Origin of the sequence: Altererythrobacter sp. H2 (assembly GCF_035319885.1) — a bacterium.
In the GTDB taxonomy this organism is placed as follows: Bacteria; Pseudomonadota; Alphaproteobacteria; order Sphingomonadales; family Sphingomonadaceae; genus 34-65-8.
In genome coordinates this window covers 51,376-66,500 of the sequence record NZ_CP141285.1, presented here as the reverse complement: position 1 = coordinate 66,500, position 15,125 = coordinate 51,376, and the positions used below count along the sequence as shown (strand labels likewise).

Here is a 15,125-nt window from a genome sequence, read left to right as displayed (position 1 = left end):
CAAAGCAGGATGAACGATGACCAAGCTGACCAAGAGGGCGATTGACGCCCTGCCCATCCCAGCGAAGGGACAGACCTTCCATTGGGATAGTGAAACGCGGGGTTTTGGTGTTCGCGTCGGCGCATCCGGCACGAAAACTTTCGTCGTCCAATACCGCAACGTCGAGGATCGAACGCGGCGAATGAAGCTCGGCCGCTATGGCATACTGACTGTCGAGCAGGCTCGCGATCAGGCCAAGATCAAGCTCGGCGAAGTCGCGGCCGGTGTTGATCCCGCCGAGGAAGTGGCGCAGTCTCGCCAAGACCCCACAGTGACCGAGCTGTGCGACTGGTATCTAGAAGAAGCGCGAGCCGGGCGCATACTGGGAAGGCGCAATCGGCCGATCAAGGTATCAACGCTCGACATGGATGAGAGCCGCATCAACACGCACATCAAGCCCCTACTCGGGCACCGTGTCGCCCGCCGCTTGAAGATCGCGGATGTCGAGGCGATGCAGGCGGATGTTATCGCGGGAAAGACAGCGAAGCCGCGTGCAGGCGGACGCGGCGGTGTCGCCACTGGCGGAGCAGGCGTTGCGCCGCGTGTAGTGGGCACTCTGCAAAGCGTTCTATCTCATGCAAAGCATAAGGGGCTGTTAGCAGAGCATCCTACGAAGGGCGCTCGCAAACTCGCGAGCAAGAAGAAGAAGCGCCGGCTTAGTATCGCCGAAATCGAAGATCTTGGCGCGGCGATGGTGGTGGCCGAACGTAATGGCGAGAACCCGGTTGGGATCGCCATCGTCAAGCTGCTGCTGCTGACGGGCTTCCGCCGTCAGGAAGGGCAAGCGATGTGGCGCTCCTGGCTGCGTGCCGAGGGCGGCTATGTGGCCTTCCCCGATACCAAGGGCGATGAACAGGCGCGGGCTATCGGACCGGCGGTAGTTAAGCTGATCCAAGAGCAGCCGGTGATGGAAGGGAATCCGCACGTATTCCCTTCAGCGGAAACGACCGGTCCCATCACGACCGCGCCGACTTGTCTCGCCCGCTTGAGCGCCATCGCGAAGATCGAGGAAATTACGCCCCATACCCTGAGGCATACCTTCGGCAGCGTCGCGGGCGATCTCGGCTTTTCGGAGCTGACGATTGCCGCGATGCTTGGCCATGCCTCGCAGACAGTAACGCAAGGCTATGTGCATGTGGATGAGGCGTTGCGACTGGCTGTGAGCCGCACCTCCGCGGAAATCTCGAAAGTTTTGGAGCTTGGCGCCGAGCGCGCAGCATTGCGTCTCAGAGATGCTGCCTGACAAGCTTCATTGCCTATATGTTGCAGGCGCGGGCTGTTCGCCTTCCGAAAGTTGGGCACCTATCCATATCGACGAGGCGCTGAAGCTCGCCGTGCGGCGGACCTCGGACGAAATCGAGCGGCTGCTTGAAGAGGGAGTTGCAAGACTGGAAGCGATGCAGCTTGCCTCCTGACCGCCCAAGTAGGTTGAGCCAAAGGCTTTATGCACATTGATGCCCGCAAGGATCGCGCCGGGTTGCGCGCTGGGTAAATTGTGAGTGGCACCGAGCGCAGCAAACAAGTCCGCGTATCGCGGCCAGCGGCCCGTTCGGGCGGCAAGTTGATCAACGGGCTTGAGGCAAGTTGAGCCTATGCGAGCCAGAGTTACGCGTGACGCGAAGCAGGCGACCTTCCTGCTCGTCAGTCAGAAGGTAGAGTGCGCCGTCGGACCCGGCGCGGACATCGCGAATGCGCGCACCAAGTTCGGCGAACAATGTCTCTTCCTCGCCAGTGGGAACGCCGTCGCGCAACTTCCAGCAGGCGTTTACTGGCACTGGCGCAGATGGTGCCTGCGGCGCGACCTGGGCGTCCGCGCACTTGGTTACATCGAGATCTTTTCCAGAGCCGGGGGTGCTGACTGGCCTGCGATCCTCGACCTCCCCACATAAGGCGGCGCGCTGTCCCAAAAAAAATGGGAACAATCCCAAAATCGGTTGCAAATCACTTTCAACAATCCTATAAGGTTATCGCCGAAAACAGAGTAGCAGGGTGGTGATTCCTGCGCTCTCTTCCAAGAGAGTTCTGCCTTGTCCTCGGCGTCAACCTGGCAATTCGTCGGGGTTGGCGCAGAGGCTTCCGTTTGTCGGTCTCCCCGTGCGCCTGCCCCGATTGGGGGTATTCGCGCAAATGGTCTCAATCACAAAAACTCCGCTGCTGGAGCCGCTTACAAAAGCGGTGGCAGCCCTTTCCGTTTCCGGCCTGATTTCGGTCCTCGTCGCGGGTTTCACGGACGAACTTGCCCGAATCTGGGTGATCACTTTCCTGCTGGGCTGGCCGCTCGGCTCCCTCTTTGATCGGGCGGTCAGCCGTCTTGAAAGGGGGATGGCATGAGCGCCGCCGATCAGGAACTGCCGGAGCGCAGCCGTTTCGGGGGAAGCCAGACCCGGACCCTCATTGTCACCCTCGTGATCCTGGCCGTCGTCCTGGGCGGGCTGTTCCTGTGGCGCACGATGCGCACCGGGCAGCAACAAGGCTGGCAGCAGCAGGCGACGTCCGTCGCCGCGACCGTCGTGACGCCGCAAGACGTGCCGGCCGCTCTGCAAGCGGTCGGGGGCTTGCGCGCGGTTCGGGAGGTGACGCTCTCGCCGGAGATCGCGGGGCGCGTGACCGCCATCCGGTTCGAGGCCGGTTCGCAGGTCCGCAGCGGCGCCTTGCTGGTCCAGCTTTTCGATGGTCCCGAGACGGCCGATCGGCAGGCGGCCCAGGCCAGGGCCGCGTTCGCCCGCGTGCAGGTGTCCCGTTCCGAGGAGCTTGCGCCGACCGGCGCGGAGCCGCGCGAACTGCTCGAACAGCGCCGCGCGGAGCGGGACCAGGCGGTCGCCGCCGTGCGCCAGCTCGACGCCCGGCTCATCCAGAAGCAGGTGCGCGCACCCTTCTCCGGCGAGATCGGCATTCGCCGCGTCAACCTCGGCCAGTTCCTCAATCCCGGCGATGCGATCGCCACGCTGACCGACCTCTCCAGCCTCTATGTCGAGTTCGCCCTGCCGCAGCAGGAGCTGGGACAGCTGCGGCGCGGATCGAGCGTCACCGTCACCAGCGACGCCTTCCCCGACCGGACCTTCACCGCGCGCGTCAACGCGATCGAGCCCCAGATCGGCCAGGACACCCGCAACGTCACGGTGCAGGCGGTCCTGCCCAACCCGGACCGGGCGCTACGGCCCGGCATGTATGTGACGGCCGCGCTCGAGTTGCCGCCGCAGACCGGCGCGCTGGTCGTGCCCGCGACCGCGATCCAGACCTCCGCGCAGGGCGACAGCGTGATCGTCATTCGCGGCAAGGATGCACGTAAGGCCGGCAAGGCCGAGATCGTGCCAGTGCACACCGGCCGCCGTATCGGCAACAGCGTCGTCATCGCCGGTGGCCTGAAGCCCGGTGACGTCGTCGTCACCGAAGGGCAACTGCGCGTGCAGCCGGGCGCCGAGGTCAAGGTCTCGCGCCTCGTGAAGACGGAGGAGCGCTGAGATGGCCTTCACCGACATCTTCATCCGCCGCCCGATCCTCGCGATCGTCGTCAGCCTGCTGATCCTGCTCGTGGGCGTCAGTGCGATGTTGAGCCTGCAGGTGCGCCAGTATCCGCGCATGGAAAGCGCGACGATCACCATCGACACGGCGCTGCCCGGCGCGACGCAGGACGTCATGCAGGGGTTCGTCACCACGCCGATCGCACAGGCGATCGCGACCGCCAGCGGCATCGAGTATCTGACATCGACCTCGACCCAGGGCACAAGCCGGATCAGCGCCAAGCTGGTACTCAATGCCGATGCCGACCGTTCGATGACCGAGATCCTCGCCAAGGTGCAGCAGGTCAAGTTCCGCCTGCCGGCCGGCGTCACCGATCCGGTAATCAACAAGATCACCGATGGCGCCTCGGCCATCCAGTATATCACCTTTACCAGCGAGACCGTGCCGGCGCCGCAGATGGTCGATTTTGCGACGCGCGTCGCTCAGCCGCTCATCACATCCGTTCCGGGCGTCGCGTCCGCGCAGATCAGCGGCGGTGCTCCGCTCGCGATGCGTATCTGGGTGGACCCGGTCAAGCTCACGGCGCGTGGCCTTTCGGCCAGCGATGTCGCCACCGCACTGCGGTCCAACAATGTGCAGGCGTCGCCGGGCCAGCTCAAGGGCGCCAACACCGCCATCAACATCACCGCCGGAACCGATCTGCGTGATGTCGAGGCGTTCCGCACGATGGTCATCAAGACCGGATCGGACGGAATCGTACGGCTCGGCGACATCGCGACCGTCGAGCTCGGCGGCCAGAACTACGACGCCTCCTTCATCACGTCCGGCAAGCCGGCTGTCGCGATCTCCATTTCCCCGACGCCGGACGGCAATCCGCTGGAGATCGTCGAGGCGGTGAGGACACTGCTTCCCGACATCCAGCGAGTTGCGCCGCCCGGTCTCGAAGTCACCAACACGTTCGACGTGGCGCATTTCGTGAACGCGTCGATCGAGGAGGTCCAGCGCACGCTGATCGAGGCGGTGATTATCGTGATCGTCGTCATCTTCCTGTTCCTGGGTAGCTTCCGCGCGGTCATCATCCCGATCGTCACCATTCCGCTGTCGCTGCTCGGCACGGCGGCGCTGATGCTGGCGTTCGGCTTTTCGTTCAACCTGCTGACCCTGCTCGCCATGGTTCTGGCGATCGGTCTCGTCGTCGACGATGCCATCGTGGTGGTGGAAAATATCCACCGGCATATCGAGGAAGGCTTGAAGCCCTTCGACGCGGCGCTTGTCGGCGCGCGCGAGATCGTCGGGCCGGTGATCGCGATGACGATCACGCTGGCGGCGGTCTATGCGCCGATCGGGCTTATGGGTGGGCTCACCGGCGCGCTGTTCCGCGAGTTCGCGTTCACGCTGGCCGGATCGGTCATCGTCTCGGGCGTCGTGGCGCTCACGCTGTCGCCGATGATGAGCGGCAAACTGCTCCATGCCAAGCTGGGCGAAGGCAGGCTGTCCCAGGCGATCGAGCGCAACATGCACAGGCTAACGCAGGGTTATGCCCGACTGCTTGACAAGACCTTGGCCGCACGCGGCGCCGTGCTGATCGTCGGCGTCGCCATGCTCGGTGCGATCGTGGTGCTGTTCAGCGGCTCCCAGCGCGAACTCGCGCCGCCGGAGGACATGGGCTATGTCTTCGTCCAGACGAAGGCGCCGCAATATGCCAATGTCGATTATACCTCACGCTTCAACGCCGAGGTCGATGGCATCTTCCGCTCGCTGCCGGAGTTCGCAAGCAGCTGGTTCGGCACCGGCGGAGAGAACAATGCCAATGGCGGCTTCGGCGGTGTCGTGCTCAAGGAATGGGGGGATCGGACACGCAGCGCCGACGACATCCAGGGCGAGCTGACCGGACGCAGCGGCGCGGTCACCGGCGTCTATGCCACAACCTTCCAGGACAGTCCGCTGCCCGCCGGCAGTGGCGGGCTGCCCGTGCAGATGGTGATCCGGTCGGCGGATGATTATCCCGAGATCTTCCAGACGCTCGAAGCGATCAAGGGCGCGGCCTGGGGCAGCGGCCTGTTCGCCTTCGTCGACAGCGACCTCGCCTTCGACAGTCCCGAAGCGCATATCAGCATCGACCATGAAAAGGCAGGTCAGCTCGGCATCTCCATGGCGGAGATCGCAGACACGCTGGCGACCCTGGTCGGCGAGAACTATGTCAACCGCTTCAACTGGCACGATCGTTCCTATGATGTGATCGCCCAGGTGCCGCAGGAGCAGCGGCTGACGCCCGACAATCTCGGCCAATTCTACGTCAAGGCATCCTCGGGCAGCCTCGTGCCGCTGTCCACGGTCGCCAGCGTGGAGATCCGTCCCCAACCCAACAGGTTGCCCCAGTTCAACCAGATGAACTCGGCGACGCTCTCGGCGGTGCTGTTGCCGGGCGTGACGATGGGCCAGGCGGTCGACTTCCTCAAGAGCCAGCCGCTGCCGGCCGGCACCACGGTCGACTGGCTGTCGAACAGCCGCCAATATGTGCAGGAAGGCAACCAACTCACCATCTCGTTCGGCTTCGCGCTCATCGTGATCTTCCTGGTGCTCGCGGCGCAGTTCGAGAGCTTCCGCGATCCGCTGGTGATCCTGGTGACGGTGCCGCTCGCCGTGTGCGGGGCGCTGGTGCCGCTCTATCTCGGCTTCACCACGCTCAACATCTACACCCAGATCGGCCTCATCACGCTGATCGGGCTGATCTCAAAGCACGGCATCCTGATGGTCTCCTTCGCCAACCAGATGCAGCGGCAGGAGGGAGCAAACCGGATGGAGGCTATGCGGCACGCCGCCGCCGTGCGTATGCGGCCCGTGCTGATGACCACCGCCGCGATGGCGGCGGGCCTGGTGCCGCTGCTGTTCGCGGGCGGCGCGGGCGCCAACAGCCGGTTCGCCATCGGCATCGTCGTGGTCATGGGCCTCTTGATCGGCACCCTGTTCACCCTGTTCGTGCTGCCGACCATCTACACGCTGATCGCGGGCGACCACCGCCCCAAGGCGGATGCACAGAGCGACGAACTCCCGGCCGAAGGAGGTCTGGCCCATGCGTAAATCGAGACTCTCGCTCCTGCTCTTGCCGCTGCTCGCTTCGGCGTGCGCGGCCGGCCCTGCCTATAAAAGTCCGCTCAGCCCCCCGGCGGCGGCAGGGCCGTTCGTTACGGAGGCGGCCGGATTTGATCGCGCCGCCGAACTACCGGATGACTGGTGGCGGCTCTACCGCGATCCGGCGCTCGACGAGTTGGTGGCCAAGGCGCTGGCCGCCAACACCGATCTTCGCGTCGCCTCCGCCAATCTCGCAAGAGCCCGCGCGGTCCTGTCGGAAGCACGCGCCGGACGGCTTCCGTCCACCGACATCTCCGGCGGCGTCAGCTATGGCGACGGCGTCCAGGGCGCTGCCGGCCAGGGTGGCGGGCAAGGCGGAACGCCCGTCGGCGGCGATGCGCAATGGTCCCAGAATGCAGGCGTTGCCCTGTCCTGGGAAGTCGACCTGTTCGGGCGGGTGGGCCGCGCGATCGAAGCGGCGCGCGCCGACACGCAGGCCGTCGAGGCCGCGCGCGACGCCGTGCGCGTGACGGTGGTCGCGGAGACGACACGGGCCTATCTCGACGCTTGCGCCTCGGCCTATGCGCTGTCGGTGGCGCGGGAGTCGTTCGAGACCAGCAACCAGAGCCTGCGGCTCGTCACCGCGCAGGAGCGGGCCGGATCGGTCGGCAAGCTCGATGTCGAGCGCGCCGGTGCGGCCGCCGCAACCGCGCGCGCCGCGATCCCCGCGCTTGAAGGCCAGCGGCAGATCGTCCTGTTCGAGCTGGCGGCGCTGCTCGGCACCACGCCTGACCAGGTGCCGGAAGCCGCGCGCGCCTGCGCGGTGGCGCCCGAGCCGCTTGCCGCCATCCCAGTCGGCGATGGCGCGGCGCTGCTGCGCCGCCGGCCCGACCTTCGCGAAGCCGAGCGGACGCTCGCGGCCGACACAGCGCGGATCGGCGTGGCGACGGCCGATCTCTATCCCAGGATCAGCCTGGGCGGCTCCGGCAATTTCTTCCGCAACGATTTCGTGCGCGGGGGCGACAGCTTCTCCTTCTCGCTCGGGCCGCTCCTGTCATGGAGCTTCCCCAATATGTCGGTAGCGCGCGCGCGGCTGCGCCAGGCCGAGGCCCAGGGCGACGCCTCGCTCGCAGCGTTCGACGGCCGCGTGCTGACCGCGCTCAAGGAGGTCGAGCAGGCGCTGACCAGCGTCGCGACCGAACAGGAGCGGCTCGACGCCCTGCGCGAGGCGCAGGAGCGGTCGGAGCGTGCCTATCGCTTCGCCGATCTGCGTTATCGCGCCGGCTCGGTCGGCTATCTCGACGTGCTGGTGGCGCAGGCCGACCTGCTCAACGCGCGGACCGCTTACGCCACTTCCGTTCGCCAGCTCGCTTCGGTGCGGGTCGACCTGTTCAAGGCATTGGGCGGCGGGTGGCGCGACGTGCCTGTGACGGCCGACGCCAGCGGCGCGAGCCGGAACTGAATGGAGCAAGCCCCTCGGCATCCGATCGAGGACTCCCGCGTCCGGGTCCTCGTTTCGGGCCGGGGATACGGTCGCAACGATCGGGACGCGCTTAGACCATTGTCCAGGAAGGGATGTCATGTTCAGCAGTTTCAAGGTCATTGCTGTCGTCGTCGATGAAACGCAGCGTGATAACAATGTGGCGGACCATGCCGCGCGGCTCGCCAAGCGCCATGGCGCGCATCTGATTGCCATCTACAGTGCGGCCAACCCGGAGGTCTCGCTGAGTGGCAGCTATGCCGTCGGCAAGGAGGCGATCGGTGACGTCCTCACCCACATGCGTTCCGAGCACGACAGCAAGGTGCTCAAGGCAGAGACGTTTCTGGCGGAACTCTCCCATCGCTACGATCTGAGTGTCGAGTTCCGTTTGATCTGGCGACAGGGAGACGATCTCGATCTGACAGCGCACGCACTCCATTGCGACCTTCTGATCCTCGCGCATCCCATGCCCGAGCGCGTGTCGAGCCTGCGTCCCGATCAACTGTTGCTGAATGCCGGAACGCCGGTGCTGATCGTGCCCGCGCAATGGGAGGGAGCGCGTATCGGAAGCAGGACCGTGATCGCCTGGAACGGCAGTCGGCAGGCCCGCCGGGGCATCGTCGACGCCATGCCGTTCCTCGCGCGATCCGAATGGGTGAAAGTGCTGCTGGTCGATGCCGACCGCCATCCCGAGAAGCACGGCCCCTATCCCGGCACCGACATGGCCCACTATCTTGCCCGCCACGATGTCGAGGCCGTCGAGGTCGAGCGGATAGAGGCGGGAGATCAGTCCGTCGCCGAGGCGATCCTGTCCTTCACGGCCGACCAGGACGCGGACCTCCTCGTCATCGGCGCCTACAGCCACCCGCTCCTGTTCGAGATGCTGCTGGGCGGGGTGACGCGCCCGCTGCTGACCGACACGACCGTTCCGCTGTTGATCGCACTTTGATCTCTAGGTTGGGCAAATGCAGCCAGTAAGAATCTATTGTCAGGCGACGCGATTTGATTGAACTGCGACATCTTCGTTACTTAGTAGCGGCCGCCGAAGCTGGAAGTTTCAGCCGGGCTGCACGCGCACTAAATATCAAACAAGCAACGCTCAGCCGGCATATTCTAAATGTAGAGAAGCGGCTCGGTTTAGCGCTATTCGACCGAAGGACGCGCGGCGCCACACTTACGCGAGACGGCGAGACGTATCTTCGCACCGCGCAACGGATCGTGGACGAGTGGGAAGAACTGAACGCCTGGGTGCGTTCGACGCGCAATGGAGAGGCCGGCAGGCTGGGGGTGGGCTTCTATACCTCCTTTGCGGCCGGGAACCTGCGCGCCTCCCTGAGCGAGTTTGGCGAACGTCATCCCGAGGTGAAGCTGTGCGGGTTCGAGCGCGACCGCAAAATGCTGCTGGCCGGGATCGAAAACCGGGTGCTCGATATCGCGATTATGGTTGGCGAGTCGCCTTGTCCAGGGCTGCTTAACCGATCATTCTGGAGCGAGCGGATGATGGTGGCTATGCCGGAAGACCATCGCCTTGCAGCCTGTGAAAAGATTCACTGGGCCGACCTCATCGGTGAACGCTTTCTGCTGACGCAGCGAGATCCCGGTCCAGAAAGCTGTAACATGATCTTTAGTAAGCTCGGGATGCCAGGCTACTCGCCTGAGATCGACATGGAGGACATCGGGCGCGATACTGTCCTAAGTATTATCGCGCTCGGTATGCATATTTCGATTGTCGAGGAATCTACTCTCGGCATCCATGTCCCCGGCGTGGTCTTCCGCGAGGTTCACGAGACCAACGGCCACGCGCGGATCGGCTTTTCCGGCTATTGGCGCGAAGACAATGAGAATGCGGTGCTGCGCCGGTTTCTTAAGTTCGTCACCGCCCGCTATTCGATGCCGTCTGTGCCTGTGCCGCAACCATCGTCTCAGCAAACGGGAAAGGAGCCGTCATGACGCAAGGAAAGACACTCATTATCGTGCTGGTCACGCTCATCATCGGGTTCGGAGCAGGTTTCGTGCTGCGCCCGATCATCGTCCCCGTCGATCGGACAGCGATCGTCGCCGGCTCGCCTGCCGCCGCCCCGGCGCCGGCCGAGCCGCGCGGGACGCAATATTTCGCGGCGCATCTCGATGAAGCGCGGCAGGTCGTGGCTCAATGCGCGGAAGGGACAGTGCGGAGCGCTGAGTGCGCCAACGCGGAGCAAGCCGTGATCGAAGCGGAAGGCCGGGAGCGTTTCAAGAAGTTCATGGGGAATTGAGGCGAGCGAACCAGCCTTCAATTCCCCTGCGTGCGGTGCCGGCGAAAGGCCCGGTCGGTTTCCATGAAGCGGGTGAGCATTGGCGCGACCAGCTTGTCGGGCGGGACCGGCGCTCCCCCGGTCTCGGCCGCGAGGGCGGCGGCATAGGCTTGCAAGTCGCGATGCACGGCGGCGGGCAGCTCCACCGAGAGCTTGACCGGCCGATCGTCGGCCAACGGCCCCAGCTTCAATTTGCTCATCGCGCGCCTCCGATCGGCTCCAATACAAGGTCGCGCGTGATAACCACGCGCAAAGGATGGCCCGGCCGAATGGTGAGCGTCGGCTGCACATTGAGCTGCCGACGCACGATCTGCTGGCCGGTCTGGTTGATGGTGTCTTGTGAGCCGCGGCGCAGCGCGCGGGTCAGGTCGTCCTCGCTGTCCGCGCCAAGCTCGGCCCCGACGCCGAGCAAGGTCGAGACGGCGGCGGCTTTGAGCAGATTGCCCCAATGCTGGTTCACGCGGTCCTGCAAGCCGGCGTATCCGGCCGCATCGGCGCCGGGCTGGCGCTCGAGAACGATCGAGCGGCCGTCCGGCAGGATCAGCCGATCCCAGGCCAGCAGCACGCGCGTCTGTCCGGCAGCGATCTCGCTGTCATATTCGCCGATCAGCCGCGCGCCCTGCGGAATGAGCAGGATGCGGCCCGTGGGGCTGTCATAGACGTTGGCCGTCACCTGGGCGGTGATCTGGCCGGGAAGGTCGGAGCGGATGCCGGTGATGAGTGCGGCGGGCACGATGCTGCCGGCCTGCACGATGTTGGGCGAGGCCGGCGCCATGAGCCGCTCGACGCTCACCGTGCGCGCATTGGACGCCTGCGCCATGAAGGCCCGCTTGGCGGCCTGGTCGCCCTGCGCGGCCGAGCCATCTGGTTGTCCTGGGGGCTGCGGAGCGGCAGCGTCCGGCGCTGCCATCGCGAGATTCGGCAGAGACGGCATTGCAGCGGCCCCGGCGCTGCTACCGCCGAGGAACACGCCGCTCATGCGGGCGGATTCACGTTCCTGCTCGGCGCGCTGGCGGGCGGCTTCCTCGGCCTGGGCGCGCGGATCGGGCTGGGCGCCGACCGGCGGGACCGGGACGTTCTCCCCGCGCTGCTGGGCGGAGACGATCGGCCCGCCGAGGTCGCCGGGAAGCGGCGCCCCAAGTTTCGGGACTTGGCCGTAGTCCTTCGGCCCCGAATTGATCGTCTCGGACGTGGCGCGGCCATCGGTGCTGTAAAGTTCCTTAGCCTCCTTCTCGCCGGGCGGCTTGAGCGCGTAGATCAGCGAGCCGCCGATGCCGAGGCCGGCGGCGACGCCCATGACGGCCAGCGCTTTGCGCGAGAGCCGCATGACACGGGGTGGCTCGCCGCGAAGCTGGAAGGCTTGAGGATCGGGGCGCGGCGTCTGCGGTGCGGGCGCTTCGGGCAGGGAATTGTCGGCGGGATCGCTCACGGCCGCCCCCTGCGCCCATCGTCCCGCACGATGCGGACGCGCTGCTCGCTGCGCCGGTCGCCCAGGCGCAGCTCGGCGGCGGCGAACAGCCGGTCCACCACCATGTAGCGGCCCTGCACGCGGTAATTGACCAGCTCGGCATCGCCGGCCGCGCCGGTCACGAACAGCGGCGGCATCTCGCCCTGCGAGATCCCGGCCGGAAACTCGATGAACACCTGGGCGGAATCGTCGAAGGCGCGCACAGGCTTCCACGGCACACTATCGCCGTCGATCCGGTAGCGGAAATTGAGCGCGGACACGTCCACGCCGGTCGCCACTGGCGCGGCCGATGCAGCCGCCGCATTGCGTCCCTGCAAGGCGATCAGCGCGTCATGCGGATAGGTCCACGATACCGAGGCCATGTAGGTCGAAGCCGTCGCGCGCAGCTCCACATGATAGGTGCGCCGATCGGTGTTGATGATGAGGTTGGTGGCGATGTCGGGCCGCGTGGGCTTCACGAGAATATGCACGCGCGCCGTCGCGCCGCTGCCGCTCACCGTATCGCCGATGATCCACCTGACCGTATCGCCCGCCGCGACCGGCCCCGGCCCCACGAGCTGCTCGCCTTCCTGCAAGGCGATGTCCGTCACCTGGCCGGGCGCGGTATAGACCTGATAGAGCGCGCCCTGCGTCCAGGGATATTGCTGGATGGCGTTCACATAGCCGTCGCGGGTGGGCTGCACGCGGGCAGCGGCATTGGCCGCCCCGACGCGGCGGCGCGGATCGGCAGGCTCGGAAGTCGGCGCGCTGGCCGTCACCGGCTTCAATTGGCCGGGGAGCGGCAGCGGCTCGGGGATCGTCACCACCTCGACGGCACGCGGCGGCTGTGCGGCCGGCGTCGCTGCGATCTCGCGCGGCGGATCGTCGTAAGCGATTGCGGGCGGCTTCGCCGAAGTAGTGGCGCAGCCGGCAAGCGCGGCGGCGGAGACGAGCAAGGCCGCCGAAGCGGAGCGGCGGAAAGGCGTGGGCGTCATTGCGACAGCTCCTTTGACCAGTTGAGGGCGTTGACGAAGACGCCGAGCGGATTCTTGCGCAGCGCGTCGGGTGTGCGCGGCGGTTGCACGACGATGGTGAGAATGGCCGACCAGCGTTCGATGGCGGTGAGGCTCCCGTCCTGATAGCGCCGCTCGGTCCAGGCGACGCGGAAGCTGTCCGGCGAGGCGCGAATGACGCTCGACACCTCCACCGCGACCTGCACGCGGCCGACATTGGCGAAGGGGTCGTTGGCGCGGGCATAGTCGTTGAGCGCCATCGCGCCCCGATCGGTCGTGAAATCATAGGCTCTGAGCCAGTTCTGGCGGACGATGACGGGATCGGCTGGGATCGCCCTGACCTGCTCGATGAAGCGGGCGAGATGGAACGCGATCTGCGGATCGGTCGCGCGGTAGCCGCTTTCGGCCGGCGCGACCGCCTGCGCCTCGCCGAGCCGATCGACCTGCACCACCCAGGGCACGATATGGCCGCGAGCCGATTGCCAGACGAGGCCGGCGGCAAGACCGCCGGACAGCGCCAGCGCGCCGAAGAAGGCGAGGCGCCAGTTCTTCGCCTGCACGCGCGCGGCGCCGATGCGGTCGTCCCACGCCTGGGCGGCACGCTGATAGGGTGTCGTGGGTTCGGGGGTCTGGCCGTAGCGGATGGTGGGGCGTCGGAACATGGAGGGTCAGTCCTTCTCTTTGATGTCGGGACCGCCGCCGCCGCCGTGGCTGTCGCCCGCCTTCACCGTATGGGCGACGACGGTTGCGCCGTGGGTCATGGACTGGCGGCGTTTCATCGCGGCGGCCCATGTGGGTTGGGCGGACGCGCCGGCCGACGCGGAAGCGCCAGCGGGTGCGGCGGCCGGGGCAGCGGGCGCAGCCCCGCCGGTGATCGTGCCGCCGGTGGCGGTAAATCCAGCGCGGGCGCCCGAACGGAAGTTGGACTTAATCGCCTCGCCGCCCTTGGCGGCCGCTTTGCGCAGGGGCGAAAGGACAGCGTTCGCCGCGCTTCCCGCCGCCGCCTGGCCGACAGCGGCCATGCCGCCCGCGACAGCGCCCCCGCCGCTCTTGCCGAACGAACCGAGGCTGTAGGCGCTGGTCGCGCCGCCTGCCATCTGCGCGCCGCCACGGGCAGCAGCGCCGGTCATCCTGCCGGCCGCACCGACAGCGGAACCGGCCGCGCCGATGCCAAGCCGCGCCGCCGCAGCGCCGCCGATCAGCGCACCGCCTGCCGCCAGGGCGGTCCCCGCCGCCGCACCCGCGCCGAGCTGGGGACCACCCGAGACGATGCCGCTGGCGATGCCGGGACCAAAGATCGAAAGACCCAGCAGCGACAGCGCGGCAAGCGCGATGGCCATGACCTGGTTGATGTCGGGTTCCACGCCCAGCCCGGCGGCGGTGAACTGGCTGAACAGCGTCGTGCCGATGCCGGTGATGACGGCGAGCACCAGAACCTTGATGCCGCTGGAGACGACATGACCCAGCACCTTCTCGGCCATGAAGGCGGTCTTGTTGAAGAAGGCGAAGGGAAGCAGGACGAAGCCGGCGAGCGTCACCAGCTTGAACTCGATCAGCGTGATGAAGACTTGCACGGCGATAATGAAGAAGGCGAGGACGACGATCAGCCAGGCGATCAGCAGCACGAGGATCAGCGCGGCGTTGGCGAAGAACGCCCAAAGGCTGGAGAATTGCCCCGCCGCATCCATCAGCGGCTTGGCCGCCTGGAGTCCGGTGGCCGCGATCGTGCCGGGCTTCATGAAGTCGTCGATGGTCAGCGTCCCGCCGCTGGCCTGGAGACCGAGGCCGGCGAAGCTCTCGAACACGATGGTCGCGAGCAGCGGGAAATTGCCGATGATGAAGGCGAAGGTGCCGATATAGAGCGTCTTCTTGACGAGGCGTTGCAGCACGTCCTCGTCCGCGCCCCAGGCCCAGAACAGGCCGGCAAGCGTCACGTCGATGGCGATCAGGGTGGTCGAGAGGAACGCGACCTCGCCGCCGAGCAGCCCGAACCCGCTGTCGATGTAGCCGGTGAAAGTGTCGAGGAAGGTATTGATGACGCCGGTGTCGTTCATGGCGTCTTGTCCTGAGCGTCACCCTGCCGGAAGAAGCGGCGGCGGTTCGCGGCCCAGGCCGCTTCGCAACCGCTGTCGGGCATGGTAAGCGTGGCGCAGCGTTCCAGCTCGCTCGCCAGATGCTCGTCGCCTTCGCTGCCGGCGATCGGAATGATCTCGCGCGGCGGGGCCGGCCGCTCCCGCAGGCCGAGGATGCCGATTGCCAGCATCATGCCCGCGAGCGCGGCAATCCCTGCGATCTTCCCCGTCCGCGACATGGGCCGT

Annotated in this window: 16 protein-coding genes; 9 read left to right on the top strand and 7 right to left on the bottom strand. The window is 66.3% G+C overall.

Features of this window, described 5'->3' with window-relative positions; all coding sequences use genetic code 11:
* Nucleotides 1-16: 16 nt before the first annotated feature.
* Both U4960_RS00345 and U4960_RS00340 read left to right on the top strand, forming a co-directional pair.
* On the top strand, nucleotides 17-1,282 hold the full coding sequence (locus U4960_RS00345) for a tyrosine-type recombinase/integrase (protein ID WP_037487098.1): 1,266 nt from the start codon (nucleotides 17-19) through the stop codon (nucleotides 1,280-1,282).
* The gene (locus U4960_RS00340; protein WP_037487100.1) at nucleotides 1,272-1,454 is read left to right on the top strand and encodes a hypothetical protein; all 183 of its coding nucleotides are present in this window, start codon (nucleotides 1,272-1,274) and stop codon (nucleotides 1,452-1,454) included. The genes U4960_RS00345 and U4960_RS00340 overlap by 11 nt, the downstream gene beginning before the upstream one ends.
* A gap of 150 nt (nucleotides 1,455-1,604) precedes the next feature.
* Here U4960_RS00340 and U4960_RS16025 read toward each other — a convergent pair whose 3' ends face one another.
* Complete coding sequence (locus U4960_RS16025) at nucleotides 1,605-1,814, bottom strand: PQQ-dependent sugar dehydrogenase (RefSeq protein ID WP_370638089.1); 210 nt, start codon at nucleotides 1,812-1,814, stop codon at nucleotides 1,605-1,607.
* A gap of 352 nt (nucleotides 1,815-2,166) precedes the next feature.
* On the opposite strand from U4960_RS16025, the gene U4960_RS00330 reads away from it, so the two are divergent.
* The 7 genes from U4960_RS00330 (at nucleotide 2,167) to U4960_RS00300 (ending at nucleotide 10,308) form a co-directional block, all read left to right on the top strand.
* Nucleotides 2,167-2,370, top strand: coding sequence for a DUF2798 domain-containing protein (locus U4960_RS00330; RefSeq protein WP_324261641.1), 204 nt, complete (start codon nucleotides 2,167-2,169; stop codon nucleotides 2,368-2,370).
* Nucleotides 2,367-3,500: an efflux RND transporter periplasmic adaptor subunit gene (locus U4960_RS00325; RefSeq protein ID WP_051585709.1), complete on the top strand. Its 1,134-nt coding sequence runs from the start codon at nucleotides 2,367-2,369 to the stop codon at nucleotides 3,498-3,500. Before U4960_RS00330 ends, U4960_RS00325 begins: the two co-directional genes overlap by 4 nt.
* A 1-nt stretch (nucleotide 3,501) precedes the next feature.
* Nucleotides 3,502-6,582, top strand: a complete 3,081-nt coding sequence (locus U4960_RS00320; protein WP_037487106.1) for an efflux RND transporter permease subunit — start codon at nucleotides 3,502-3,504, stop codon at nucleotides 6,580-6,582.
* A complete protein-coding gene (locus U4960_RS00315; protein WP_037487108.1) occupies nucleotides 6,575-8,035 on the top strand; it encodes an efflux transporter outer membrane subunit in 1,461 nt (486 codons plus the stop codon). The genes U4960_RS00320 and U4960_RS00315 overlap by 8 nt, the downstream gene beginning before the upstream one ends.
* Nucleotides 8,036-8,153: 118 nt before the next feature.
* On the top strand, nucleotides 8,154-9,002 hold the full coding sequence (locus tag U4960_RS00310; protein WP_037487111.1) for a universal stress protein: 849 nt from the start codon (nucleotides 8,154-8,156) through the stop codon (nucleotides 9,000-9,002).
* 53 nt (nucleotides 9,003-9,055) lie between these two features.
* Nucleotides 9,056-10,003, top strand: coding sequence for a LysR family transcriptional regulator (locus tag U4960_RS00305; protein WP_037487112.1), 948 nt, complete (start codon nucleotides 9,056-9,058; stop codon nucleotides 10,001-10,003).
* Nucleotides 10,000-10,308, top strand: a complete 309-nt coding sequence (locus tag U4960_RS00300; protein WP_324261640.1) for a hypothetical protein — start codon at nucleotides 10,000-10,002, stop codon at nucleotides 10,306-10,308. The genes U4960_RS00305 and U4960_RS00300 overlap by 4 nt, the downstream gene beginning before the upstream one ends.
* A 17-nt stretch (nucleotides 10,309-10,325) precedes the next feature.
* Here the strand turns inward: U4960_RS00300 and U4960_RS00295 are convergent, their stop codons facing one another.
* Genes U4960_RS00295 through trbK-alt form a run of 6 tightly spaced genes read right to left on the bottom strand, consistent with a single transcriptional unit; the run spans nucleotide 10,326 to nucleotide 15,118 of the window.
* Nucleotides 10,326-10,547 carry a DUF2274 domain-containing protein gene (locus U4960_RS00295; RefSeq protein WP_037487118.1) on the bottom strand — a complete coding sequence of 74 codons (222 nt, stop codon included), beginning with the start codon at nucleotides 10,545-10,547 and terminating at the stop codon, nucleotides 10,326-10,328.
* Nucleotides 10,544-11,776 (bottom strand): TrbI/VirB10 family protein, encoded by a 1,233-nt coding sequence (locus U4960_RS00290; RefSeq protein ID WP_037487120.1) that lies wholly within the window; start codon nucleotides 11,774-11,776, stop codon nucleotides 10,544-10,546. The genes U4960_RS00295 and U4960_RS00290 overlap by 4 nt, the downstream gene beginning before the upstream one ends.
* The gene (trbG, locus tag U4960_RS00285; RefSeq protein ID WP_324261639.1) at nucleotides 11,773-12,789 is read right to left on the bottom strand and encodes a P-type conjugative transfer protein TrbG; all 1,017 of its coding nucleotides are present in this window, start codon (nucleotides 12,787-12,789) and stop codon (nucleotides 11,773-11,775) included. The genes U4960_RS00290 and trbG overlap by 4 nt, the downstream gene beginning before the upstream one ends.
* The gene (gene trbF, locus U4960_RS00280) at nucleotides 12,786-13,469 is read right to left on the bottom strand and encodes a conjugal transfer protein TrbF (protein ID WP_037487123.1); all 684 of its coding nucleotides are present in this window, start codon (nucleotides 13,467-13,469) and stop codon (nucleotides 12,786-12,788) included. The genes trbG and trbF overlap by 4 nt, the downstream gene beginning before the upstream one ends.
* 6 nt (nucleotides 13,470-13,475) lie before the next feature.
* Entirely contained in the window at nucleotides 13,476-14,861 is a 1,386-nt protein-coding gene (gene trbL, locus U4960_RS00275; RefSeq protein WP_324261638.1) for a P-type conjugative transfer protein TrbL, read from the bottom strand.
* A complete protein-coding gene (gene trbK-alt, locus U4960_RS00270) occupies nucleotides 14,858-15,118 on the bottom strand; it encodes a putative entry exclusion protein TrbK-alt (protein WP_037487126.1) in 261 nt (86 codons plus the stop codon). Before trbK-alt ends, trbL begins: the two co-directional genes overlap by 4 nt.
* Nucleotides 15,119-15,125 lie beyond the last annotated feature (7 nt).